Annotated in this window: 19 protein-coding genes; 5 read left to right on the forward strand and 14 right to left on the reverse strand. The window is 66.4% G+C overall.

The features are described 5' to 3' along the window. Position 1: 1 nt before the first annotated feature. From RX327_RS26625 to RX327_RS39310, 3 genes are all read right to left on the reverse strand, one after another. A complete protein-coding gene (locus tag RX327_RS26625; RefSeq protein WP_317247599.1) occupies positions 2-322 on the reverse strand; it encodes a 2Fe-2S iron-sulfur cluster-binding protein in 321 nt (106 codons plus the stop codon). A 161-nt stretch (positions 323-483) separates the two neighbouring features. Beyond that, positions 484-861 (reverse strand): Hpt domain-containing protein, encoded by a 378-nt coding sequence (locus RX327_RS26630; RefSeq protein WP_028338273.1) that lies wholly within the window; start codon positions 859-861, stop codon positions 484-486. A 223-nt stretch (positions 862-1,084) separates the two neighbouring features. Further along, complete coding sequence (locus RX327_RS39310) at positions 1,085-3,325, reverse strand: hypothetical protein (RefSeq protein WP_410712084.1); 2,241 nt, start codon at positions 3,323-3,325, stop codon at positions 1,085-1,087. Here RX327_RS39310 and RX327_RS26635 point away from each other — a divergent pair. After that, positions 3,273-7,262 carry a hypothetical protein gene (locus RX327_RS26635; RefSeq protein ID WP_410712085.1) on the forward strand — a complete coding sequence of 1,330 codons (3,990 nt, stop codon included), beginning with the start codon at positions 3,273-3,275 and terminating at the stop codon, positions 7,260-7,262. The two genes, RX327_RS39310 and RX327_RS26635, sit on opposite strands and share 53 nt — an antisense overlap. Before the next feature lie 102 nt (positions 7,263-7,364). Here RX327_RS26635 and RX327_RS26640 read toward each other — a convergent pair whose 3' ends face one another. From RX327_RS26640 to RX327_RS26650, 3 genes are all read right to left on the reverse strand, one after another. Further along, the gene (locus tag RX327_RS26640) at positions 7,365-8,231 is read right to left on the reverse strand and encodes an MlaD family protein (protein ID WP_317247600.1); all 867 of its coding nucleotides are present in this window, start codon (positions 8,229-8,231) and stop codon (positions 7,365-7,367) included. A 118-nt stretch (positions 8,232-8,349) separates the two neighbouring features. Continuing rightward, on the reverse strand, positions 8,350-9,120 hold the full coding sequence (locus RX327_RS26645) for an ABC transporter ATP-binding protein (protein ID WP_317247601.1): 771 nt from the start codon (positions 9,118-9,120) through the stop codon (positions 8,350-8,352). A 2-nt stretch (positions 9,121-9,122) separates the two neighbouring features. Then, entirely contained in the window at positions 9,123-10,256 is a 1,134-nt protein-coding gene (locus tag RX327_RS26650; RefSeq protein ID WP_317247602.1) for an ABC transporter permease, read from the reverse strand. A gap of 141 nt (positions 10,257-10,397) precedes the next feature. On the opposite strand from RX327_RS26650, the gene dgcA reads away from it, so the two are divergent. Further along, complete coding sequence (gene dgcA / locus RX327_RS26655; RefSeq protein WP_317247603.1) at positions 10,398-11,399, forward strand: N-acetyl-D-Glu racemase DgcA; 1,002 nt, start codon at positions 10,398-10,400, stop codon at positions 11,397-11,399. Here the strand turns inward: dgcA and RX327_RS26660 are convergent. Continuing rightward, positions 11,396-12,568: an MFS transporter gene (locus RX327_RS26660; protein WP_317247604.1), complete on the reverse strand. Its 1,173-nt coding sequence runs from the start codon at positions 12,566-12,568 to the stop codon at positions 11,396-11,398. The two genes, dgcA and RX327_RS26660, sit on opposite strands and share 4 nt — an antisense overlap. 75 nt (positions 12,569-12,643) lie before the next feature. Between RX327_RS26660 and RX327_RS26665 the strand changes: the two genes are divergently transcribed. Then, positions 12,644-13,918: a hypothetical protein gene (locus tag RX327_RS26665; protein WP_317247605.1), complete on the forward strand. Its 1,275-nt coding sequence runs from the start codon at positions 12,644-12,646 to the stop codon at positions 13,916-13,918. A gap of 247 nt (positions 13,919-14,165) precedes the next feature. Here the strand turns inward: RX327_RS26665 and RX327_RS26670 are convergent, their stop codons facing one another. The 4 genes from RX327_RS26670 to thiD form a co-directional block, all read right to left on the reverse strand. Continuing rightward, complete coding sequence (locus RX327_RS26670) at positions 14,166-15,155, reverse strand: threonine/serine dehydratase (protein ID WP_317247606.1); 990 nt, start codon at positions 15,153-15,155, stop codon at positions 14,166-14,168. Positions 15,156-15,211: 56 nt separating this feature from the next. After that, a complete protein-coding gene (locus RX327_RS26675; RefSeq protein ID WP_317247607.1) occupies positions 15,212-16,303 on the reverse strand; it encodes a glycosyltransferase family 1 protein in 1,092 nt (363 codons plus the stop codon). Beyond that, complete coding sequence (locus RX327_RS26680) at positions 16,300-17,112, reverse strand: UDP-2,3-diacylglucosamine diphosphatase (RefSeq protein ID WP_317247608.1); 813 nt, start codon at positions 17,110-17,112, stop codon at positions 16,300-16,302. Before RX327_RS26680 ends, RX327_RS26675 begins: the two co-directional genes overlap by 4 nt. A gap of 403 nt (positions 17,113-17,515) precedes the next feature. After that, a complete protein-coding gene (gene thiD, locus RX327_RS26685) occupies positions 17,516-18,313 on the reverse strand; it encodes a bifunctional hydroxymethylpyrimidine kinase/phosphomethylpyrimidine kinase (RefSeq protein WP_050384638.1) in 798 nt (265 codons plus the stop codon). 195 nt (positions 18,314-18,508) lie between these two features. Here thiD and RX327_RS26690 point away from each other — a divergent pair, with 195 nt between their 5' ends. Continuing rightward, entirely contained in the window at positions 18,509-18,754 is a 246-nt protein-coding gene (locus RX327_RS26690) for an Lrp/AsnC family transcriptional regulator (protein ID WP_317247609.1), read from the forward strand. 122 nt (positions 18,755-18,876) lie between these two features. Here the strand turns inward: RX327_RS26690 and RX327_RS26695 are convergent, their stop codons facing one another. Next, positions 18,877-19,806, reverse strand: coding sequence for a cytochrome c (locus RX327_RS26695; protein ID WP_317247610.1), 930 nt, complete (start codon positions 19,804-19,806; stop codon positions 18,877-18,879). Positions 19,807-19,971: 165 nt separating this feature from the next. Here RX327_RS26695 and RX327_RS26700 point away from each other — a divergent pair, with 165 nt between their 5' ends. After that, a complete protein-coding gene (locus RX327_RS26700; protein ID WP_317247611.1) occupies positions 19,972-20,394 on the forward strand; it encodes a CHRD domain-containing protein in 423 nt (140 codons plus the stop codon). 149 nt (positions 20,395-20,543) lie between these two features. On the opposite strand, the gene RX327_RS26705 is transcribed toward RX327_RS26700, so the two are convergent. After that, complete coding sequence (locus tag RX327_RS26705; RefSeq protein WP_028338286.1) at positions 20,544-20,990, reverse strand: c-type cytochrome; 447 nt, start codon at positions 20,988-20,990, stop codon at positions 20,544-20,546. 103 nt (positions 20,991-21,093) lie between these two features. Further along, the gene (locus RX327_RS26710; RefSeq protein ID WP_317247612.1) at positions 21,094-23,403 is read right to left on the reverse strand and encodes a xanthine dehydrogenase family protein molybdopterin-binding subunit; all 2,310 of its coding nucleotides are present in this window, start codon (positions 23,401-23,403) and stop codon (positions 21,094-21,096) included. Positions 23,404-23,520 lie beyond the last annotated feature (117 nt).

Below are 23,520 nucleotides of genomic sequence, written 5' to 3' on the forward strand. Positions count from 1 at the left end.
ATCAGGCCTGACGTTCCGGCGTCGCCACCACGAGACCGTCGAGGTCGTCGGAAACCTTGATCTGGCAAGACAGGCGCGAATTCGGGCGCACGTCGAAGCCGAAGTCGAGCATGTCCTCTTCCATCGGCGTCGGGCTGCCGACCTTCTCGCGCCAGGCTTCGTCGACATAGACATGGCAGGTAGCGCAGGCGCAGGCGCCGCCACATTCGGCTTCGATACCGGGAATGCTGTTGCGGATCGCGGCTTCCATCACGGTTGCGCCGTTCTCGATTTCAACTGTGCGTTTCTCGCCGGAATGGTCGATAAAGTGGATTTTGGCCATGATTGCTCGTGCTGCCGGAATGCGCCGGACGATGGATGGAAAGGTCCCGGGCAGTCGTATAACGGGTCGATCCGCACAGCGCTAGCGCGGAGACCGAAAACCTGCCCGCCGGTTGGGAAGCCGCCCAAGCCCTCGCGGCGGGCCGCCGAGACGCCGGATGCCTAGGAGCGGCCCAGGATCAGTTCGATCGCGGTGCGCGCCTCGGCGATCGCGGCGCCGAGCGCGGCAAGCGGCTGGGCTGCATCGGAACCGCCGGTCAGCGCGGTCTCCAGCTGGGCAGCAGCCTCGGCGACGCCGAACGCGCCGATCGCCCGCGCCGATCCTTTCAGGGTGTGGGCATGGGTCGCCGCCTCGGGCGGCAAGGCGGCCAGTTCACCGAGGATCCGGGCCGACTGGGTCGAGAACATGGCCAGCACTTCCCGCTCGAGGCCCGGATCGCCCAGCGTCATGCGCTGAAGATGATCGACGTCGATCGGCCCGGCGCCGGGCGCCAGCGGCGGCGATTGCGTCCATTCGACCCGTTCGAGGTGAAGCGGCATGGCCTGTCCCTGTCGTCTCCGCCGGGCCCTCGCCGGCGGATCGTTGCCCCAGCCAATCACGAAACTGGTTAACGGATTGTTGTTGGGATGATCGGCAAAACCGCCCGATTCTGGACAATTTCCGGACACAATCGACGCTCTACAGCGGGAATTTCGAGTGCCCATAAGGCCTTATGGCGCAAAGCTGTTAACGATGATTAAGATTGTCTTAATCGCAGGCATTTCATTCGCGACGCTCTGCCAATAGGATGTTTGCGGATGTAGCGGACAAGCCGCCGAGGGGGCCGGCTTGCGCTCCGCTTGTGGGCACCGGCTTCGAGCTTGCGTGGGGACGATCGCAGGCTCGCCGACGCGTAAAATAGTGAGAGGGCTCGGACTGAACATGGCGAACACTCCGAAAAAGGTCAAAGACCCCACAGAAGTTGCGCTTTCTGCGATCCAGGAAGCCCTGAACATCAGTGAACAGGGCGCGGAGAATCGCAGCCCCCTCAACGAAGGCGCCGCGCCGCCGAACCTGCCGCCCGCTGCCGATTTTTCGGCCACATCGTTCGAGTCCCGTCCGAGTAATTCCGATCGTTCGGCGTTCGAGCCGATCGAGGAACCGCGCGCGCCGCGCCGCGCCGCCAATGATGATCGCGAAACCATCGGCCAGATGCTGCAGACGCTGCAGGGAGAACGCGCGCGCAACGCCTTCACGCTGTTCTTTGTCTGCTCCGGCGCATGGCTGCTGGGCGGCGTCATCCTCACCATCGCGTTCTGGCCAGCCCTGCAGGCCTCGATGGCCCAGGGCACCGGCGTCCTGGTGCTCGCCGGCCTTGCCGCGCTGTTCGCCGTGCCGATCCTGCTGTTCTACTATCTCGCCAGCCTCGCCTCGCATGGTCAGCGCATGCAGATGATCGCGCAGGCGATGGCGCAGGTCGCGATCCGCTTCTCCGAGCCCGAAGGCTCGGCCTCCGATTCCATGGTCACCGTCGGCCAGGCCATCCGCCGCGAGGTCGCGGCGATGGGCGACGGCATCGAGCGCGCGATTGCGCGCGCCGGCGAGCTCGAGACGCTGGTCGCCAACGAGGTCGCCGCGTTGGAGCGCGCCTATAGCGACAACGAGGTGCGCATCCGCGCCCTGCTCCAGGACATCGCGCATCAGCGCGACAATCTGGTCGGCCAGGCCGAGCAGGTCCGCAGCGCCATCTCCGGCGTGCAGATCGATCTGCGCCACGACATCGCGCTGATCTCGGATGCGATCGCCTCCCGCGTCGACGAGGTTGCGAAGTCGATCACCGGCGCGCTCGAAGAGCGCGGGGCCCACATCACCCAGGCGCTGAGCAATGCCGGCGACAACATGATCCTGGCGCTCGGCGAGCGCGGCGGCGACCTGCTCGACCGTCTCGAGGAAGCCAGCAACGAGACCACGCGCGCGGTGCTCGACGCCAGCGAGCGGCTGACCACCAGCCTCAACTTCAAGACCGGCCACGTCCACGACGAGTTCGTCGACCTCGCCGACCGCGTCCACGAGATGCTGAACGAGCGCATCGACCGCATCACCGGCGAATTCGAGCAGCGCTCCGCCGCGATCGTCGACGGCATCTCCGAGCGTACCGAGCAGGTGCACGATTCCCTGAAGAATTCGTCGGACTCGCTGCTGCTCGAGCTCGAGCTGCGCTCCAACGACCTCTCGGCCAAGATCGACGACGCCGGCAACCGGCTCGCCAACCACATCATGACGAGCGGCGACAAGGCGAGCGAGGCGCTCGACGCCACCGTCAACACCCTGGTCGCCAAGGTCGTCAGCCAGACCGAGACCGCGCACGACTCGCTGTCGCTGCAGATGAGCGCCTTCGACGAGCTGGTGAGGAACCAGGGCACCGAGCTGGTCGAGAAGTTCGCCCGCGACTCCGGCACGCTGGGCGCGCTGATCACGCGCCACATCTCCGAGTTCGATCGCACCGTGAAGACCTTCGGCGGCGAGATCGTCGAGCGCATGGGCCAGCGCACGCAGGACATCGCCGAGACGCTGAAGACCTATGTCGACACCTTCGACCATCGCGTCACCACCAACAGCGGCGAGATCACCGCCTCGCTCGACCAGCGCCTCGTGCAGTTCGAGACCACGGTCGGCGAACGCGTCAGCAATCTCGACGCCTCGCTGAACGGCAAGCTGTCGTCGTTCGATAGTTCGCTCGCCAGCAAGATCGGTTCGTTCGACGGCCGTCTGCAATCGCTCGATGACGCGATCGACGGCCGCATGAAGTCCCTCGAAGTCACGTTCGAGAGCCGCGCCAAGTCGGTCACCGAGACCATCGACGGCCATCTCGGCACGCTCGCGAGCCAGCTGACCGACGGCGCCTCCCAGGCGATCCAGTCGATCGAACTCGCGGCTTGGCCTGCTCACCACCACCCTGACCGAAGGCACCGTGCAGGCGATCGCCGCGGTCGACCATCGCATCAACGGCGTCACCGAGACCATCGACGGTCACAGCATCCGCCTGGTCGACACCCTCAACGGCCACAGCACCCGTCTCGCCGACACCATCAATGGTCACAGCGCGAACCTGACCGACACCATCTCGGCACGCTTCGCCGACATCCAGCAGGGCATCGAGAGCCGCGTCGGCGTCATCGCCAGCGACATCGACGTGCGCGTGGCGCAGTTCGAGGACCTGCTCGGCTCGCGCGTCGAGGCCGTCGCCGGCCGCATCGAGAGCAGCGGACGCCAGGCCAGCGAGGACATGATGTCCCGCGCCGAGATGATCTCGACCGCGATCCGCTCGCATGTCGAGGACGCCGAGCGCTCGCTCACCAACCTCGTCGTCAACACCAGCGAGACGATCCAGACCGGCGCGCGCACCGCTCAGCAGTCGCTGCTGACGGTGTCCGCGGACGTCGGCAACCAGCTCAAGCTGAGCTCGGCCGAGGTCGAGAGCGTGCTGACCGCCGTCGGCACCAGCGCCGCCAACTCGATCCTCACCAGTGCCCGCGACGCCCAGGTGTCGCTGGTCTCGGCCTCCGGCGACGTCGCCTCGCAGATCAAGGCGCTGTCCGAGGATGTCGAGCGCACGCTGCAGGCGGCCGGCAGCGCCACCGCAGCCTCCGTGCTGTCCGGCGCCCGCGACGCGCAGACCACGCTGGTCAGCGCCTCGGTCGAGGCCGCAAGCCAGGTCAAGTCGCTGGCCACCGATGTCGAGCAGTCGCTGTCGATGGCCGGCTCAGCCGCCGCCGAGGCGATCATGACCGGTGCCCGCGAGGCCCAGACCACGCTGATCTCGACGTCGACCGACGTCACCGGCCAGGTCAAGTCGCTCGCCAGCGACGTCGAGCGCTCGCTCACGATGGCCGGCACCGCGACCGCGGAAGCCGTCGTCGCCTCCGCTCGCGAGGCCCAGAGCACGCTTGCCGGTGCATCCACCGAAGCCGCCACCCTGGTCCGCACGCTCGCGGCCGACGTGCAGCACTCGCTCTCGACCGCCGGCACCGCCACCGCGGAATCCATCGTCGCCTCCGCTCGCGAGGCCCAGAGCACGCTGGCCGGCGCGTCGACCGACGCCACCAATCTGGTCCGGACACTGTCGGCGGACATCGAGCGCTCGCTGTCGATGGCGGGCTCCGCCACCGCGGAAGCCGTCGTCGCCTCGGCCCGCGAGGCCCAGAGCACGCTGGCCGGCGCGTCGACCGACGCCACCAATCTGGTCCGGACACTGTCGGCCGACATCGAGCGCTCGCTGTCGATGGCGGGCTCCGCCACCGCGGAAGCCGTCGTCGCCTCCGCCCGCGAGGCCCAGAGCACGCTGGCCGGCGCATCCACCGAGGCCACCGATCTGGTCCGCTCGCTGGCGGCCGATATGGAGCGTTCGCTGTCGATGGCCGGCTCGGCCACCGCGGAATCGATTACATCAGGTGCGCGTGAGGCCCAGAGCACCCTGGTCAACGCGTCGACCGAGGCTGCAACCAAGGTGTCGGCGCTTGCCGCCGACATCCAGCGTGCGCTGTCGATGGCCGGCTCCGGTACCGTCGAGGTGCTGACAGCCGGCGCCCGCGAGGCGCAGAACACCCTCGTCACCGCGTCGACGGAAGCAGCCGACCACGTCAAGTCGCTGGCCGTCGATGTCGAGCGCACCCTGACCTCGGTCGGCACCAACACCGCGCAGGCGATCCTCGGCAGCGCCCGCGATGCCCAGAGCTCGTTCGTGGCAACCTCCAGCGAGGCCGCAAGCCAGATCCGCGAGATCTCCGCCGAGATCGAGCGCTCGCTGACCACGGCCAGCGCGGAGACTGCGCAGACCATCCTGGGCAGCGCCCGCGAGGCCCAGAGCTCGTTTGCGGCGACCTCCGCCGATGCCGCCGCCCAGATCCGCACGCTCTCGACCGATATCGAGCGCGCGCTGGGAGCGGTCACGGTCAAGACCACCGACAATATCCAGACCTCGGCGCAGAACGCGCAGGCTGCGCTGATCACCATGTCCAACGAGGTCTCGACCAAGGTCAAGACGACCTCCGCCGACATCGAACGTTCGGTGCTGTCGGCCTCCAGCGCCTTCGGCTCCGCGATGACCGGCAAGACCGACGAGATCGTCACCTATGTGCAGCAGCAGGCCGACCGCCTGTCGAACATGATCGACGGCCGCCGCGGCTCGCTGGTCGAGGCGCTGACCGCCAAGACCACGCAGCTGTCGAGCGACATGGATCGCGCCACCGCGGATGCGCTGAAGGCGATCGAAACCCGCGGCCTCGCCTTCTCGCAGTCGATGGCGGCCCATGGCAGCGATGTCGCGCGCAACATCACCTCGGCCGGCGATCAGGCGACCGGCGCGGTGGCGAAGTCGCTCAAGGACCTCGAGCAGGCCTCGCGTTCCGCGATCGACCAGTCGCGCCAGGTCTCGATCGCGGCCGTCACCGAGATGCAGGAGACCAGCAAGATCCTGCGCACCGACACGGTGGCCCTGTTCGAGCGTCTGCGCGAAGGCAACATCCTGCTCCAGGAGGTGCTGACCGGTGCGCACGACAACCTCAACTCGCTCGAGCGGGCGCTGGTGACGCGCGTCGCCGACTTCGTCTCGGCGATGAACGACGTCACCTCGCGCAACGGCGATGCGACGCAGAACCTGGAAGAGCAGCTCAACGTCTTCAACAGCAAGACCACGAAGGCGCTCCAGGATCTCGGCGAGCTGTCGATCCAGTTCGACAAGCACGGCCAGGCGCTGGTCGAGGCGGCTGCCGTGGTCGAGCAGGCCAACCGCTCGACGACGGCCTCCGTCAGCGAGCGCAAGCAGGCGCTGGAATCGCTCGTCACCACCATCGACCTGCGCACCGCCGATCTCGACCAGCGGCTGTCGCGCTTCACCGGACTGCTCGATGAATCCCTTGCGGCCGCCGAAGAGCGCGCCCGCGACATCGCCCGCGTCGTCGCCGAGACCGCCGGCGCAGGCTCGGCCGCGATCACCCGCCAGTTCGAGGCGGTGCGCCTGGCGGCCGAGAACGAGCGTCAGCAGACCGTCGACGCCATGAACGACCTCTACCAGCAGAGCAACGCCGAGACCGATGCGATGTTCAGGGAATCGACGGAGAAGTTCTCCGCGATGGTCACGGCGATGAAGCAGATGGCCTTCGAGATGCACAACGAGCTCGAAGCCACCCGCAACGAGCTGCGCCGCGGCGTGCTCGAGATGCCGCAGGAGGCTGCCGAGAGCACCGCGCAGATGCGCAAGGTGATCGTCGACCAGATCGAGGCCCTCGCCGAGCTCAACCGCATCGTGGCCCAGCATGGCCGCGGCCTCGACGTGGTCTCGACCAACCGCGCCAGCGTTCGCCACGAGGAGCCGGTGGTGGCTGCCGCCGGCGGCCGCGGCGATGTGCGCATGCGGGACAACGGCAACAGCGCCTCGACGCTGCCGCCGCCGGACCTCGGCATGACGAGCTCGCGCCGCACCGAGGCCCCGTCGGTCAGCCCGGCAGGCTCCGACAACAACGGCGACGGCTGGCTGTCCGACCTGCTCAACCGCAGCGACGCACCGCCGCCTGCCCCGCAGAGCCGCGACGCCCAGCAGCGCCCGCGTCCGCAGCAGCAGCCCGGCAATCCGCTGGAATCGCTGTCGCTCGACATCGGCCGGCTGATGGACCGCAACCTCGCCGCCGAGATGTGGGACCGCTACCAGCGCGGCGAGAACAAGGCCTTCACCAAGCGCCTCTACACGCCCGCCGGCCAGAAGGCGTTCGACGAGGTCGCCCGCAAGTACCGCGCCGACCGCAACTTCAAGGGCACGGTCGACCGCTACGTCGCCGAGTTCGAGCGCTTGCTCGACGAAGTCGCCCGCGACGGCCGCGGCCCGCAGGAGCTGCGCGGCCACCTGACCTCGGAGACGGGGCTGGTGTACACGCTGCTCGCGCACGCGGCGGGCCGGCTGGGGTAAGCAGGCGAAGTAAGCGAGTAGCGAATAGCAAATGGAAACGGAGGCCGAAGGCCTCCGTTTTATTTTGGGGCGACGCCCTATTCGTCACTCGCCATTCGCCCTTTATTGCCGCCGCCGCGGCCCGGGTGCCGCTGGTGCCGGCGCGGGCTCGGGTGCGGCGTTGTTGCTGGCGCCGAACAGCACGCGGGTCGGGTTGCGGTCGAAATTGTTCACGGCGCGGCTGATGTCGGACAGCGTCCTGCGGCCGTCGTTGATCAGGAGATTGGAGCGCTTGTCGAAATCGTCGGCGAGCTCGCGGATCGATTTCACCATCAGGTTCAGCTCGCTGCCATTGTTGCCGCCCGCGATCGCATTGAGGCCGAGCATGAGACTGTCGGCCTTGAGCATGACGCCGTCGACCTTGGCCATCACGGCGTCGATCTTCTCGGAATTGCGCGCCAGCGAGTTGGTGAAGGTCTCGAGGTTCTTGAGCGAGTTCTTCACCGACTCCTGATTGTCGGCGACGATCTTGTTGATGTTCTGCAGCGTGCCGCGGATCGCCTCGGTGACGTCCTGCAGCTTGTTGGGATCGGCGGTGAGCGTCGGGATGCCGTCCTGGTCGAGCGGCGGCGGGGCCGCGGCCTCGTCGCCGCCCTTGAGCGAGATTGCGGCGACCCCGGTGAGGCCCTGGAATTCGAGGCCGACCAGGGTGTCCTTGCGGATCGGTGCGTTGTTCTCGATCATGGCGAGTGCGACAACCCGCCGCGGGTTGTCCAGCTTCACCGAGACCACCTCGCCCACCCTGATACCGTTGAAGTTGACGCTGCCGCCGTTGCGCAGGCCCGCTGCAGGCCCTTCGAACACGACGCGCAGGGGGCTGCGCTGCTTGGTGGTGTGCAGAGACTGGAACCACAGCACGAAGCCGATCGCCGCGGCGATCACCGCCAGCGTGAACGAGCCGATCAATACGTAATTCGCCCGCGTTTCCATCAATTACTCGCGTTGATCACTCTTGGGCCCTCGCGCAGCCAGCTGCGTTCGAGCCCGTCGAATTCCTGTTGGCGCATGATCTCGTCCGAAAATCGGCTCCAGGTTTCGGGATCATAGGCTAGGCCACAACGGCACGGGCGCGCTTGCCATGAAAATACTGCCTCAGCCAGGGATGTTGCGAGGCCTGCATGTCGGCGATCGACCCTGCCGCAATGATCTTACCGTTCCCTAAAACGGCGATGCGGTCACATGCGGTGTAAAGGCTGTCGAGATCGTGGGTTACCATGAAAACCGTCAGCCCCAAAGTGCGCTGGAGGGTCCTGACCAGCTCGTCGAAATCGCCGGCGCCGATCGGGTCGAGACCCGAGGTCGGCTCGTCCAGGAAGACGAGGTCCGGATCGAGCGACAATGCGCGTGCCAGCGCCACGCGCTTGATCATTCCGCCCGACAATTCCGACGGATAACGATCGGCGACTTCCGGCTTCAGCCCGACCATCACCAGTTTCGCCACCGTGATCTCGTCCATCAGCCGCTGCGAGACGCGCAGATATTCGCGCATCGGAAACTGGATGTTCTGGCGCACGGTCAGCGAGGAGAACAGCGCGCCCTGCTGGAACAGGATGCCCCAGCGCCGCTCGACGTTGCGCCGCTGCGACGTGCTGGAGGAATCGAGGTCGACGCCGAACACCTCGATCGAGCCGGCAATTTTCGGCACCAGGCCGATGATCGTGCGCGTCAACACCGACTTGCCGGCGCCCGAGGGCCCGACGAAGCCGAGGATCTCGCCGCGCCTGACGTCGAGGTTGAGGCCGTCGAGCACCCGCGTGTTGCCGAATTGAACCGTGATGTCGCGGACCCGGATGATGGCGTCGTTGTCCTCTTCCGCCATGATCACATCCCGATCGAGGCGAAGAAGATGGCGAACACGCCGTCCATGACGATGACGAAGAAGATGCCCTTCACCACCGATGCGGTGGTGTGCTGACCGAGCGATTCCGCGCTGCCCTGCACGGCGAGCCCTTCGACGCAGGCGACGATGCCGATCACCGCGGCCATGACGGGCGCCTTCACCATGCCGACGATGAAATGATCGATCGAGATGGCGTCGCGCAGGCGCAGCAGGAAGGCCTCGGGCTCGACGCCGCCATAGAGCCAGGCAACCAGACCGCCGCCATAGAGCGCGGCCATCGCACCGAGGAAAGCAAGGATCGGCAGCGCCAGCACCAGCGCCAGCATGCGCGGCAGCACCAGGACCTCGATCGGATCGAAGCCCATGGTGCGCAGCGCGTCGATCTCCTCGCGCATCTTCATCGAACCGAGCTCGGCGGTGTAGGCGCTGCCGGAGCGGCCCGCGACCATGATCGCGACCAGCAGCACGCCGATCTCGCGCAGCACCAGGACGCCCAGCATGTCGACGACGAAGATGTCGGCGCCGAAGCGGCGGAAATGGAAGATGCCTTGTTGCGCGATGATGCAGCCGATCAGGAAGGTGATCAGCACGATGATCGGCACCGCGCGCCAGCAGACCTGCTCCATGTGGTGCACGGTCGAGGTCAGGCGGAAGCTGCGCGGATGGATCAGCACCTTGCCGGCGGCCACCAGCACCGCGCCGAGCATGTCGACGAGGCCGATGATGGTGCCGCCGATCCCGGCCACGGTGCGCCCGATCTGCTCGAGCATGCCCGATATCGACAGCGGGTCGCTGACGACCCTGGGCGCGGGGCCGACCCGGCGCACCTCGTCCACGAGGCTGGAATAATTGGCGGAGAGGCCCGCGATCTGCGCCTCGACAGCGCCCTGGGTCAGGCTGCGGCGCAGCCGCTCGATCAGCCAGGCGCCGAAGGTGTCGAGCTTGGCGACCTCGGAGACGTCGATGAAGATGTGCGGCCGGCTGCCGCGCAGCTTCTCCGCGTCGGAGACGATCCGCTCGAGCGCAGGAGCAAAGCGGGCCGTCCAGTTGCCCGTCGCGCACAACGCTAGTCCTTCGCCTTGGGCTATCCGCTCCAGTGTCGGGTCGCCGCTCACCTCTAACCCACCCCTCAAGCCGGCTGGCTGCCGCTAACGCTGATCTCCGGCGCTGCCGGATCGGCTTGTCGAATCTGTCGCTAAACAGCCATAGTTGGTTGCGCGTCGCAAGCTACGGTTCAGGAAATAGTAGACTTTAAAATGACTTCCACCCCTCCCGGAGCGATTTCCCTGAGCAGCCGGATCGAGCGCTGGCCGATCGCGGGGACCTTCACGATCAGCCGCGGCACCAAGACCGAGGCCGTCGTCGTGGTCGCCGAGGTAAGCCAGGGCGGCCTCACCGGCTGCGGCGAATGCGTACCCTACCCGCGCTATGCCGAAACGCCCGAGGCGACGCTGCAGGCGATCCAGGCGATGCAGGCGCCGCTCGCCGGCGGGATGGACCGCATCGCCTTGCAGGCCCGGATGCCCGCCGGCGCCGCCCGCAATGCGCTGGATTGCGCGCTGGCGGACCTTGAGGCCAAACGCGCCGGCAGGCGGATCTGGAACCTGCTCGGCCGGCCGGCACCGGAGCCGCGCACCACCGCCTATACGATCTCGCTCGGGACGCCCGAGGCGATGGCGGAGGCCACCGCGAAGGCTGCGCATCGTCAGCTGCTCAAGATCAAGCTCGGCGGCGACGGCGATCCGGAGCGGATCGCAGCGGTGCGCAAGGCCGCCCCCGAATCCGAGCTGATCGTCGACGCCAACGAGGCCTGGACCGAGGACAACCTCGCCGCCAATCTCGCGGCCTGCGCTGATGCCGGCGTCACCCTGATCGAACAGCCGCTGCCGGCAGGCAAGGACGAGGCGCTGGCGCGGATCAGGCGGCCGCTCGCGGTCTGCGCCGACGAGAGCGTGCATGACCGCTCCTCGCTCGCGCCTTTGCGCGAACGCTACGATGCCGTGAACATCAAGCTCGACAAGACCGGCGGCCTCACCGAGGCGCTTGCCATGGCCGATGCCGCACAGGCGCTCGGCTTCGAGATCATGATCGGCTGCATGGTCGCGACCTCGCTGTCGATGGCGCCGGCGATGCTGATCACCCCGCAGGCGCGCTTCGTCGATCTCGACGGACCGCTGCTGCTGGCGCGCGACCGTGACCACGGCCTGCGTTACGACGGCAGTCTGGTTTATCCGCCGGATGCCGCGCTCTGGGGCTAATCGGTGAGGCGCCTACGCGCCAGCCACATCACGAGCCCGCCCGTGGCCGCCATTGCGGCCATCATGTCGTAGACGCCGAGCCCGAAGCGCGCATAGACCATGCCGCTGACGATCGCCGTGGTGCTCGCGACAATGCCGCCGCAGGCGGTGAGATAGCCCTGCGCGCGCGCCATCACGTGAACCGGCACGTGATGCACCATCAGGCCCATGATGCCGACCTGGGTCAGGCCGAAGCTCAGCCCGTGTCCGAGTTGCACAACTGCAAGCACCGCAAGCGGCGGGTCCTGCGCGGTGATCGCCCAGCGCGCCGCAGCACTGGACGCCGCGATCATCACCAGCACAGCCGACGGCAGCGTGAAACGCGGCGAGGCCGCAAACAGCACGATCTCGGCGATCACGCCGAGCACCCAGAGACAAGCGATCGTCAGGCCACTGAAGCCGGCCTGCTGCCAGGCAATCGATGCGAAGATGTAATAGGCGCCGTGGCTGCCCTGGATCAGCGCCGAGGAGACGATGATGGCAAGGAAGGTAGGATTGCGCAGCAGTTTTGGCGCGCCGGCTGCAGGTGTGGCGGCTGCCACCGGGCGGCCCAGCGGCCGCAGCGTCAGCCCGACCAGCGCGCCGAGCACCGTCACGGCCGTGATGATCCGGATCAGGTCGACCTCCGCGACATAGCGGAGCAGGAAGCCGCTCAGCAGCGCGCAGACCGCGAAGGCGGCCGAGCCCCAGAGCCGCAGCGGTCCGTAGCTGAGGCCGAATTGCCTGACGCCGCGCAGCGCATAGGCATCGGTCAGCGGCACCATTGGGGTCCAGACGCAGCAGGTCAGCGCATAGATCGCGAGCAGCACGAACGGCTGGTGCTGGGTGCCGATCACGGCAAAGCCGAACGCCGTGGCGAATCCGGTGGCGATGATCGCCCCGCGTAGCATCTGACGCCGCTCCGCCGCCGCGGTGACAAGCGGCAGCACGGTGAAGCGCGTCACCGGCGGCACCGCGGTGATGATGCCGATCCAGGTGGCGTCGATGCCGACCGCCTTCAGCCACACCGTGAAGAATGGCAAGTGAACCCCGGTCATGCCGAACAGCGTGGCATAGAATGCCGCCAGGCTGCGCGCGAATCGCCGCGATGCAACCTTTGCTGCGATGGGGATTTGTGAGTCGGGCGCCATCAAACCAATTGCGATTCGGTCGATATCGTGGTGATCGTTACAGTAACGCGCGGTGATTTGCGCGACGAGATTGTCATGGCCAACGAAGCATTCGCCCTCTCGCCCATGTCTGCCCGCGCGGCCGAGCCGAACGAGCAGGATTACGACGCGATCCGCGAAGCCTTCATGGAGACCGCGCGCGGCCGCTGGTTCCTCGGCGAATACGCCAAGCGCAACCGCAATGCCGACACAAGCATGGTGCTCGATGCCGTGGCGCGGATCGAGGAAAGCCTCAGCGCACAGCGGCAAGCCGCCGCAGCGGCGATCAGGGACGAACAGCTGGCGCAGGCGCTGGCCGCCCTGCGCGGCGCAATCGAGGCCACCCAGGCCTCCGCCATCGCCGCGCTCGACGGCGTCAGCTTCGAGCAGAACCTCGCGCCGGTGCGCAAGGGCGTGCGGGTGATCAGGGAGATCTCCTGGCGGCTGCGCGAGATCGGCAATGACGGCCGGATCTGCGACATCATCGATTCCCAGGTCAGCGCGATCGAGGCCGGTGCTGCCGAGGTCTCGATGGACGATGCCAAGGCCGTGCTGGATGCCGCCTTCGCTGCGCTGGCCCGCCGCCTCAGCGAGTTCGATCCGGACAAGATGGCGACGCCTGCGGCCGAGCCTGCTGTGGCCGAGGCGCCGGTTGCGGAGCCGCCGGCGGCGGCCTCCGCGCCGCCACCGATGGCCGAAAGTGCAGCCCCCGATATGGCCGCTACGCCGCCAGCGCCGCCTCAGGAGGCCGCTGCGGCGTCGAACGTCGAAGCCGCGATTCCCGCCGCTGAGGCCGCTACGGCCGTCATGCCGCAGCCGAGCGAAGCATGGCTCAAGGCTGAAGCCGCGCTGGCCGAAGCCGAAGCCGCGGAACTCGCCCGCGTCACCGACGAAGCGGCGGCCGACGCCCACGACGAAGCGGTACTCGACCTGATCGCGATGGAGATGGGCGCGGCCGATCCGATCGACGAGGAGGCGATCGCCGAGGAAATGCGCGCCGCCGAGGAGATGCGAGTCGCCGAGGCGATGGCGGCCGAACCCGAAGTAGCCGCGCCGGCCATTCAGCCGGAGCCTGCACTGGCGCCCGCACCGAAACTCGAGGTCAAGATCGAGCCGCCGCCAGTGGCTGTGGCGCCGATTGCCGAAACTCTGGTGATGCCGCCGCCTCTCCCGCCCGCCGTTGAGCCTGCCCCTGCTCCCGCAGCAGAGATCTCACTCGGTTCGACCATCCTCGCCAGCGGCATCCTGCAGAAGCCGCGCGCGCCGGCCAACGACCCGCTCGCGCCGATCCGCCGCATGACCCAGGCCGAGAAGATCGCGTTCTTCTCGTAAGCGCCGGCCTATTCATATCCTGTCATTGCCGCCTGACCCGGCAATCCATCGATCAAAAAGCTTCCTTCGAGATGGATGCGCGGGTCCCGGCTTCGCCAAGGCTTTGCTGCGAAGGCGCGCCGAAGCTTGAGCGGAGGCGGCAGGCCCGCGCATGACGACCGGCGCGCGAAGCATTCATGTCCCATGAACCGCACGCGCAACGCGAGCCAGCTCATGTACCGCGGCAGCATCTGCGCCTAACCCGATGTCAGGCGACGAGTTTCGCGAACAGGTCCGCGTCGACGTTCCCGCCCGAGAGCACGATGACGACGTTCTTCCCAGCGACGTCGAGACGCCCCGCGAGCAGCGCGGCGAGGCCGACGGCGCCGCCGGGCTCCACCACGAGCTTGAGCTCGCGATAGGCGAACGCGACGGCCGCGCCGACTTCCTTGTCCGATGCTGTGACGCCGCGCGCGAGCAGCTTGCTGTTGATCGCAAAGGTCATCTCGCCGGGCATCAAGGCCATCAGCGCATCGCAGATGGTGCGCGCCGCGACCGGATGCGCCTGGCGATGCCCGACCTTGAGCGACAGGGCGTGATCGTCATAGCCCGCGGGCTCGGCGACGATCACCTGGGCTTGCGGATATTTCGCCTTCACCGCGGTCGCAACACCCGCGATCAATCCGCCACCCGAAGCGGGCGCGACCACGATGTCGGGCGTCAGTCCGAGCGCGGCCATGTCCTCGGCGATCTCGCGGCCGGCGGTGCCCTGCCCCGCGATCACGAAGGGATCGTCATAGGGCTTCACCAGCGTCGCGCCGCGCTTCTCGGCGATGCCGCGCGAGATCGCCTCGCGGTCGTCCTTGTCGCGATCGTACAGCACGACCTCGGCGCCGTAGGATCTGGTGCGCTCGCGCTTCGACAGCGGCGCGTCCGCCGGCATCACGATGGTGGCCTGCATGTCGAGGATCTTTGCCGCGGCTGCCACGCCCTGGGCATGGTTGCCCGAGGAGAACGCAACCACGCCGCCGGCGCGCTTGTCCTGCGGGATCGAGAACACCTTGTTGAAGGCGCCGCGGAACTTGAACGAGCCGGTGCGCTGGAGCATCTCCGGCTTCAGGAAAATCTGGCTGCCGACGCGTTCGTTGAGAACGGGGAAGGTCAGGAGCGGCGTGCGCACCGCGAACGGCGCGACCACCCTTGCGGCGGCATCGATGTCCGCGGCAGCGACGGGTGGATTGAGAACGGTGTCCGTCATTCGCGATTTGTATCGCGGCGCCGGGCTGGCGGGCAAGACGCTTTAGCGTGACCTGACTAGCGTGAGGTCGGCTGGGTCGCCGGCAGCGCCACAAAATGGTGCTCTTCGGCACCGAATTCGAGCGCCTCCCCCTCGCCGTCTGGCGGCGCGGGGCGGACGTTCATGCAGCGGTCGATGAACACCCGGGCTGAGGCTTGCCAGGTGTGAAGCGCGGCAAAATCGACGCAGGCCTGCCGCGGGATGCTGAGCGCCTCCAGGCAGGCATGGCGCAGATCCGCGTCGAGCACGCCGACCGGCGCCGCGCCGATCACGTCGCGGGGACCGGTGACCGGAAAAGCGGCAACCGGCAGGCCGCTGGCCAACGCTTCCAGCAGCACCAGACCAAACGTATCCGTACGGCTCGGGAAAACGAACACATCGGCCGCGGCGTAGATCTCAGCCAATTCTTCCCCATGGCGGGCGCCGAGGAACACAGCGTCCGGATATTTCCGCTCCAGCGAGGCCCGCGCCGGGCCGTCACCGACGATGACCTTGGTGCCGGGCAGATCGAGGTCGAGGAAAGCCTCGAGATTCTTCTCCACCGCGACCCGGCCCACGCTGAGATAGACCGGCTGCGGCAGGCAGAGATCGACGTCGCGCGGATGGAACAGCGCGGTATCGACGCCGCGCGACCACAGCACCACGTTGCGGAAGCCGCGCTGACGCAACTCGGCCGCCAGCGCCGGAGTCGCCGCCATCACCGCCCGGCTCGGCCTGTGGAACCAGCGCAGCGCCCGCCACACCCAGGCTTCCGGGACAGGCGTCCGCGCCGAGACATATTCGGGGAAGCGGGTGTGGAAGCTGGTCGTGAACGGCAGCTTGCGCTGGCGGCAATAGCGGCGGACCGCAAGCCCGATCGGGCCCTCGGTCGCGATATGGATGCTCTCGGGCCTCGCCGCCTCGATCAGACTTGCGACCTTGGCCCGGTACGGCAGCGCCAGCCTCAGATCGCGGTAGCTCGGCATCGCGAAGGTGCGGAATTCGTCCGGCGTCAGGAAGCTCACCTCGACGCCGAGCGATTTCGCCGCCTGTGCCATCATGGTCAGCGTGCGGACAACCCCGTTGACCTGGGGATGCCACGCATCGGTCGCGACCAGGATATGCGTCATGCAGCGCGTGCCGTCACTCGCGGAACCGGCGCGATCCGGCGCACCGGGTCGGCCCAGGTGATGATCTCGAAATGGCCGTCGTCATGCTCGACCAGGGCGGTGCAGCTCTCAACCCAGTCGCCGCAATTCATGTAGCGGATGCCGGCCTCGTCGCGGATCACGGCGTAGTGGATGTGGCCGCAGATCACGCCGTCCGCTTCGTGGCGCCGCGCCTCGGCGGCGAGCGCCTGCTCGAACGCGCCGATATAGTTGACGGCGTTCTTGACCTTCTGCTTGGCCCATTGCGACAGCGACCAGTAGGGCACACCGAACAGGCGGCGGAAGAAGTTGACGAGGCGATTCATCTGGATCGCGAAATCGTAGGCCTTGTCGCCGAGATGGGCGAGCCAGCGCGCGTTCTGCACCACGAGATCGAAGATGTCGCCGTGGATGACGAGATAGCGCTTGCCGTCGGCGCCGGCGTGAACCGTGTTCTCGACGACGTCGATGCCGCCGAAATGCGTGCCGTAATAGTTGCGCAGGAACTCGTCGTGATTGCCGGGGATGTAGATGATCTTGGCGCCCTTGCGCGCCTTGCGCAGCAGCTTCTGGACGAGATCGTTATGCGATTGCGGCCAATGCCAGTTCGATTTCAGCGCCCAGCCATCGACGATGTCGCCGACGAGATAGATCGTGTCGGCATCGTGGTAGCGCAGGAAGTCGAGCAGTAGATCGGCTTGAGAACCGCGGGCTCCGAGATGGACGTCGGAGATGAACAAGGTGCGAAAGCGCCGCTCCGGGCTTTCTTCACTCAAGGAGTCGCTTCCCATGCCTGTGCACCTAACAGATTCCTGTGACAAGGCGATGACGATCCCCGCGACCCAAGGCCCCACAAACAGTTAACGAGAATCAGCAGTACGCCGCTTCCCTGCGGATAACAGCAGCGTGCGACAATCTGGCGACATCGGCGGTCGCGACTGTGTGGAAGAGGCACTGAAATGCACAGGAACGCTGATCTACCGTCATTGCGAGCGACGCGAACCAATCCATTGCGCCGCAAGCGGGGAGATGGATTGCTTCGTCGCTATCGCTCCTCGCAATGACGAGCTCCATCTTCAGTGAACGAAGACGACGTAGCCCGGATGAAGCGCAGCGTAATCCGGGGTTCTGCGTCCGCGGATGATCTGTTCCCGGATTTCGCTGCGCTCCATCCGGGCTACGCAGCTCCGGGCTTCAATAATATTTGTGAAAGTGATGCACCGGCCCATGGCCGTGGCCGACGGCAAAACGATCGGCGGCGGCGATTGCTTCGGTGATCCAGGCCTTGGCGTTGCGCACGGAGGTCTCCATGCTCTCGCCCTTCGCGAGCCCTGCTGCGATTGCCGAGGACAACGAGCAGCCGGTGCCATGCGTATTGGCGGTCGCAATCCGCGGCGCAGCCAGCGCGATGCTGCGCTCGGCGTCGATCAGATAGTCGATGCTGTCGGCGCCGTGGCCGTGGCCGCCCTTGACCAGCACCGCACGACACCCCATCGCCAGCAATCGGTTGCCTTGTCGCTCGACGTCGGCCTCGCTTGAGGCGACCGGCTCGTTCAAGAGCGCCGCCGCTTCCGGCAGGTTCGGCGTGATCAGCGAGGCCAGCGGAAACAGCAGGGTCTTCAGCGCATCGACCGCCTCGGCGGCAAGCAGCCGATCGCCGGAGGTAGCGACCATCACCGGATCGAGCACGACATGGCGCGGCGCCCAGCGCCTCAGCCCATCGGCGATCGCTGCAATTGTCTCGGCCTGCGCCACCATGCCGATCTTGACCGCGCCGACCTCGAGGTCGGAGAACACCGCATCGATCTGTGCGGTGACGAATGGCGCGGGCACCGGATGGATGCCACTCACCCCGGTGGTGTTCTGCGCGGTCAGCGCCGTGATCGCGGAGGCGCCATAGACCCCGAGCGCCGCAAAGCTCTTGAGGTCGGCCTGGATGCCCGCCCCGCCCGAGGAGTCCGAGCCGGCAATGGTGAGCGCGACCGGCGTCATCTTGCAGCACCAGCGGTTGATACGAATGAGACCATCACGAACAAGACCATGGCCTGTCCTAGCCCGGCCGCCGATCGGCAGCAAGTTCGCCTGACTTTACCGCAAGTTGGCCTCGCCTTGACCCCTCGCCTCGCCCCCTTGCCTTGGCCGCCCGTTTTGGGCCTATAGTCGCGGAAATCCCCGGAGACGACTTCGATGGTTCCTTTCTTCGTCCAGATCAAATGCAAGCTCGGCCAGTCCTATGTGGTCGCCAACGCGCTCGCCGAAGCCGAGATCGCCTCCGAGATCTACTCCACGGCCGGCCAATACGACCTGCTGGTAAAGTTCTACGTCGACAAGGACACCGACATCGGCCATTTCGTGAACGAGAAGGTGCAGGTGCTGCCGGGCATCCAGGACACCCTCACCATCATCACCTTCAAGGCGTTCGGCGCGAAGTAGGACGCGCCCGCGAGAGCATGATGAGATCAGGTCGAGCTTGAACGGCGTCGAAAGTTCACCTCTCCCTTGGGAGAGGTGAACCGAAACCGCGGCGAGCCGATTCAACCAAAACCCATCCCGCTTTACGACTCCTTCTCCTTCTTCACCGGCTTCGGCGGCCCCTCGACCGGCAGCAGCGACTTGATGTACTCGGCGATCGCGTCGCGGTCGGACGACGACAGTTGCGAGGTGTTGCGGATCACACGCACCATCGACCCACCGGCGGAGTCGCCGTCCGGCGTCTGGCCGCTCTCGAGGAAATAGGCGATATCCTTCACACTCCAGTCCGAGATCCCCCTCGGCGTGATGTTCGGAACCCATCCCTCGCCTTCCGGATTCGGACCGCCGGCAAAGCGCTGGCCGGAGATGATGCCGCCGAGCGCATTGCGCGGGCTGTGGCACTCGGCGCAATGGCCGAAGCTGTTGACGAGATAGGCACCGCGATTCCACTGCGGCGACTTGCTGGTGTCGGCGACGAAGGGCTTGCCGTCCATGAACAGGAACTTCCAGATGCCGACATTGCGCCTGACGTTGAACGGAAACGGCAAATCGTGGTCGCGCACCTTGCCGGCGACCGGCGGCAAGGTCTTCAGATAGGCGAACAGGTCGCGCACATCGCTGACCTTGGCGTGCTGATAGGACGGATACGGAAACGCCGGGAAATAGTGCGCGCCCGATGGCGAAGTACCTTTCATGACCGCGGTGACGAAATCGGCCTCGCTCCAGCGGCCGATGCCGTCGTTCGGGTCGGGCGAGATGTTCGGCGCATAGAAGGTGCCGAATGGCGAGGGGATCGCGAGCCCGCCGCCGAGCCGCGTGCGGTCGTCCTGCTTCGGCACGGCATGGCAGGAGGAACATCCCCCGGCATTGAACGTTGTGAGGCCGTTGGCCAGGTCAGGCTGATAGGCAGGCAGCGCGCCGGCGGCAACGGTCGCGGGGATCGTCAGCCACCAGAACACGCCAAAGCCGATTACGCCGGCCAGAATCGCCAGGAGGAAAATTCGTCGCAGCATTCACCGATCCGTCATTGGTCGCGTCAGTCCATGGACCAGTATGATGGCAACCAGTCGGACAAGCTCGCATCAAATTTGCCGCACCCACGATCATTTGGGGAATAAATCCGAAAAGCTGCTGTTTGAAGATTGCAACCATCCTGTGACGTCAAAGGGGAGAGAACCATGTCGAACAAGACCTTGCTTGCCACGCTGACGCTCGGCGCCGCGATCGCCCTCGCCGGTCCGGCCTTTGCCGAGAAGTTCACGGCGAAGCTGGACAGCAAGAGCGAAGTGCCGCCGAATACCAGCACCGCCACCGGCACCGCCGACATCGACTACGATGCCGCCAGCAAGAAGCTGAGCTGGAAGCTGACCTATTCCGGCCTCTCGGGTCCGGCCACCGCCGCGCATTTCCACGGCCCCGCCGAGGCCGGCAAGAATTCCGGTGTCGCGGTCGCCATCCCAAACGCGACGTCGAGCCCGGTCGAAGGCAGCGCAACATTGACCGACGCGCAGGCCGCCGATCTGCTCGGCGGCAAGTACTACATCAACATCCATACTGCAGCCAATCCGGGCGGCGAGATCCGCGGCCAAGTAACCAAATAGCAAGTGACGAAGTAATCCGTCACCAAGCAATCCTGACCAAGCAATCGTCGCGAACGCGCTCCAACAAGAAACGGCCGACACAAAAAAGGGCGGACGCCTCGAAGCGTCCGCCCTTTTCATTGATCGAACGACGATGAGCCGAACGGCGATCAGCCCTTCTTGAGGCGATAGGTCTCGTGGCAGCCGCCGCACTGCTTGAACAGCGGCGGCATTTCCGCCTTCAGCGTGTCGAGGTCCTTGACCTTGCCTTTGGTATCGGCGACGGCCTTGGCGAAGCTCGCGATGTGCTGCTCGAAGCCGGCCTTGTCTTCCCAGATCTTCGGCGCGGCGGAATAGTCGCCATCCGGCTTGAGGCCCTTGCTGCTTGCCGGGAACAGCGTCGGCAGCTTCTTGGCGGTGTCTTCGAACTTCACCAGCGCAGCATCGACCGCCGCCTGGTCGTAGGGCTTCTCGCCCTTGATCATTGCCGCGATCGCGCCCGCGTTCTTGCCGGTCTCCTTCATCTGGGCCTGGGTCTGCTTGACCTGATTCTGGTCGGCCACGACAGCACCAGCACTCAACGCAAGCATTGCAGCAACGACGACAATCCGCTTCATCGGCAAAACCCCTCAATTCCGCTCTGTCCCGGTCCGCGATCTGCAGCCGGCCTGGTTTGCAAAACACCGCAGGCGGAATCTTCATTCCGCCTGCGACAATTTATCAGAGATTATGGCGGCGCTGCGCCTCGCGGATTGCGATCCACACCCGCTCCGGTGTTGCCGGCATGTCGATGTGGTCGATCTTGTATTCGCGCCAGAGCGCGTCGACGATGGCGTTGACGATCGCCGGGCAGGAGCCGATCGCGCCGGCCTCGCCCGCTCCCTTCACCCCCATCGGATTGGTCTTGCAGGGGATGTTGTTGGTCTCGAACACGAAGGCCGGCCCGTCAGCCGCGCGCGGCAGCGCGTAGTCCATGAAGGTCGCGGTGATAAGCTGGCCGTCGGTGGCGCCATACACCACCTGCTCCATCAGCGCCTGGCCGATGCCCTGCATGGCGCCGCCATGGACCTGTCCCGCCAGCAGCAGCGGATTGAGCGTCTTGCCGAAATCGTCGACGATCACGTAGTTGACGATCTTGATGATGCCGGTGGCCGGATCGATCTCGACCTCCGCGACGTGGGTGCCGTTCGGATAGGTGCCGTCGGCGCTGGCAAAGGTCGCGCTGCCGTTCAGCTTCGATGGATCGACGCCCGGCCGCTTGGCGAGATCGGCGAACGAGATCGAGCGGTCGGTGCCGGCGATGCGGATGCGGCCCTCGGAGATCTCGAGGTCGCCCGCGCTGGCTTCCAGCGCCTGCGCCGCGATCTCCTTCAGCTTTTGGCCGAGCTCGCGCGTGGCGCGCTCGACGCTGACGCCGCCCGAGGGGATCGAGGCCGAGCCGCCGGTGCCGAGGCCCGTTGCGATCTCGTCGGTGTCGCCCTGGTGGATGTGGACGCGCTCGGGCGCGACGCCGAACTGCTCGGCGACGATCTGCGCATAAGCGGTCTGGTGTCCCTGTCCGCTCGATTGCGTTCCGATCAGGACGGTGACGTCGCCATTGGGATCGAGCCGCACATTGGCGGTCTCCTCGCCCATGGTGCCGCACACCTCGACATAGCTCGCGAGGCCGATGCCGCGGATCAGGCCATGCTTCTTGGCGAGCTTCGCGCGCTTGGGAAACTCCTTCCACTCGGCGATCTCCATCGCACGCTTCAGATGCGCGACGAAGTCGCCGGAGTCGTAGACCTTGCCGGTCGCTGTCTTGTAGGGCAGCGCCTTCGGCTGGATGAAGTTCTTGCGACGGACCGCGTCCGGCGTCATGTCGAGTTTTCGCGCGCAGGCATCGACCAGACGCTCGATGACATAGGCCGCCTCAGGCCGGCCCGCGCCGCGATAGGCGTCGACCGGCACGCTGTTGGTGAAGATGGTGCGCACCCGGCAGTGGAAGGCCTGGATGTCATAGAGGCCCGGCAGCATGCCGGCGCCACCATGGGGAATGTAGGGCCCGAAGGTGGACAGATACGCGCCCATGTCGCCCATCAGGTCGCAATCCATCGCCAGGAACTTGCCGTCCTCGGCCAGCGCCATCTTCGCGGTGGTGACGTTGTCGCGGCCCTGCGCGTCGCCCATGAAATGCTCGGTGCGGTCGGCCGCCCATTTGATGCTCTTCTTGAGCTTGCGCGCGGCGACCGAGATCAGCGCATATTCGCGATAGGGAAACAGCTTGGTGCCGAAGCCGCCGCCGACATCCGGGCAGATCACCCGCATGTTCTCCTTCGGCATCTTCAGGATCATGTCGCACAGGATGTCGCGCAGCCGGTGGCTGCCCTGGCTGCCGATGGTGAGCGTCAGGTGATCGCGCTTGGCATCGTATTCGCAGACCGCCGCGCGCGTCTCCATGAAGCTCGCGACCACGCGCGGATTGACGATCGAGATCTCGGCCACCGCATGCGCCTTGGCGAAGGCGGCTTCCGTCGCAGCCTTGTCGCCGATCGAGACGTCGAACAGCACGTTGCCGGGCTTGTCCGGCCAGACCTGGGCTGCGCCCTTCTTCACGGCGTTGACGACCCCGGTCACCGCCGGCAGCGGGCTCCATTTGACCTCGATCGCCTCGATGGCGTCGCGGGCCTGGTCGATGGTCTCGGCGACGACGAAGGCGATGGCATCACCGACATGGCGCACCTCGTCCTTGGCGAGGATCGGGTAAGGCGGGCCGGTGAACGGATCGGTCTCGAGATTGAACAGGCACGGCAGATTGCCGAGATCCGCGACGTCCTCGGCGGTGAGGATCAGCGCGACGCCGGGCATGCCGCGGGCCCTGCCGGCATCGATCGTGTAGGTCGCGTGCGCATGCGGCGAGCGCAGCATCAGCGCGTGCAATGCGGGAGACGGTGCGACGTCGTCGGTGTAGCGGCCCTTGCCGCGCACCAGCGTGTCGTCCTCCTTGCGGCGCACACTTTGTCCGACGCCGAATTTGATGGGAGCTGCCATCGTCTCTCCAATTGCCTTGGTGTGTTTTGCGCATATTGGCGTGGTTGTCGGCGAAGCGCAAACCGCTTTCCGCCGCGCGCGGCGCTATCACACAGCGGCCTCCTATGTTTTTGATTT

The organism is Bradyrhizobium sp. BEA-2-5 (genome assembly GCF_032918025.1).
Taxonomy (GTDB): domain Bacteria; phylum Pseudomonadota; class Alphaproteobacteria; order Rhizobiales; family Xanthobacteraceae; genus Bradyrhizobium; species Bradyrhizobium pachyrhizi.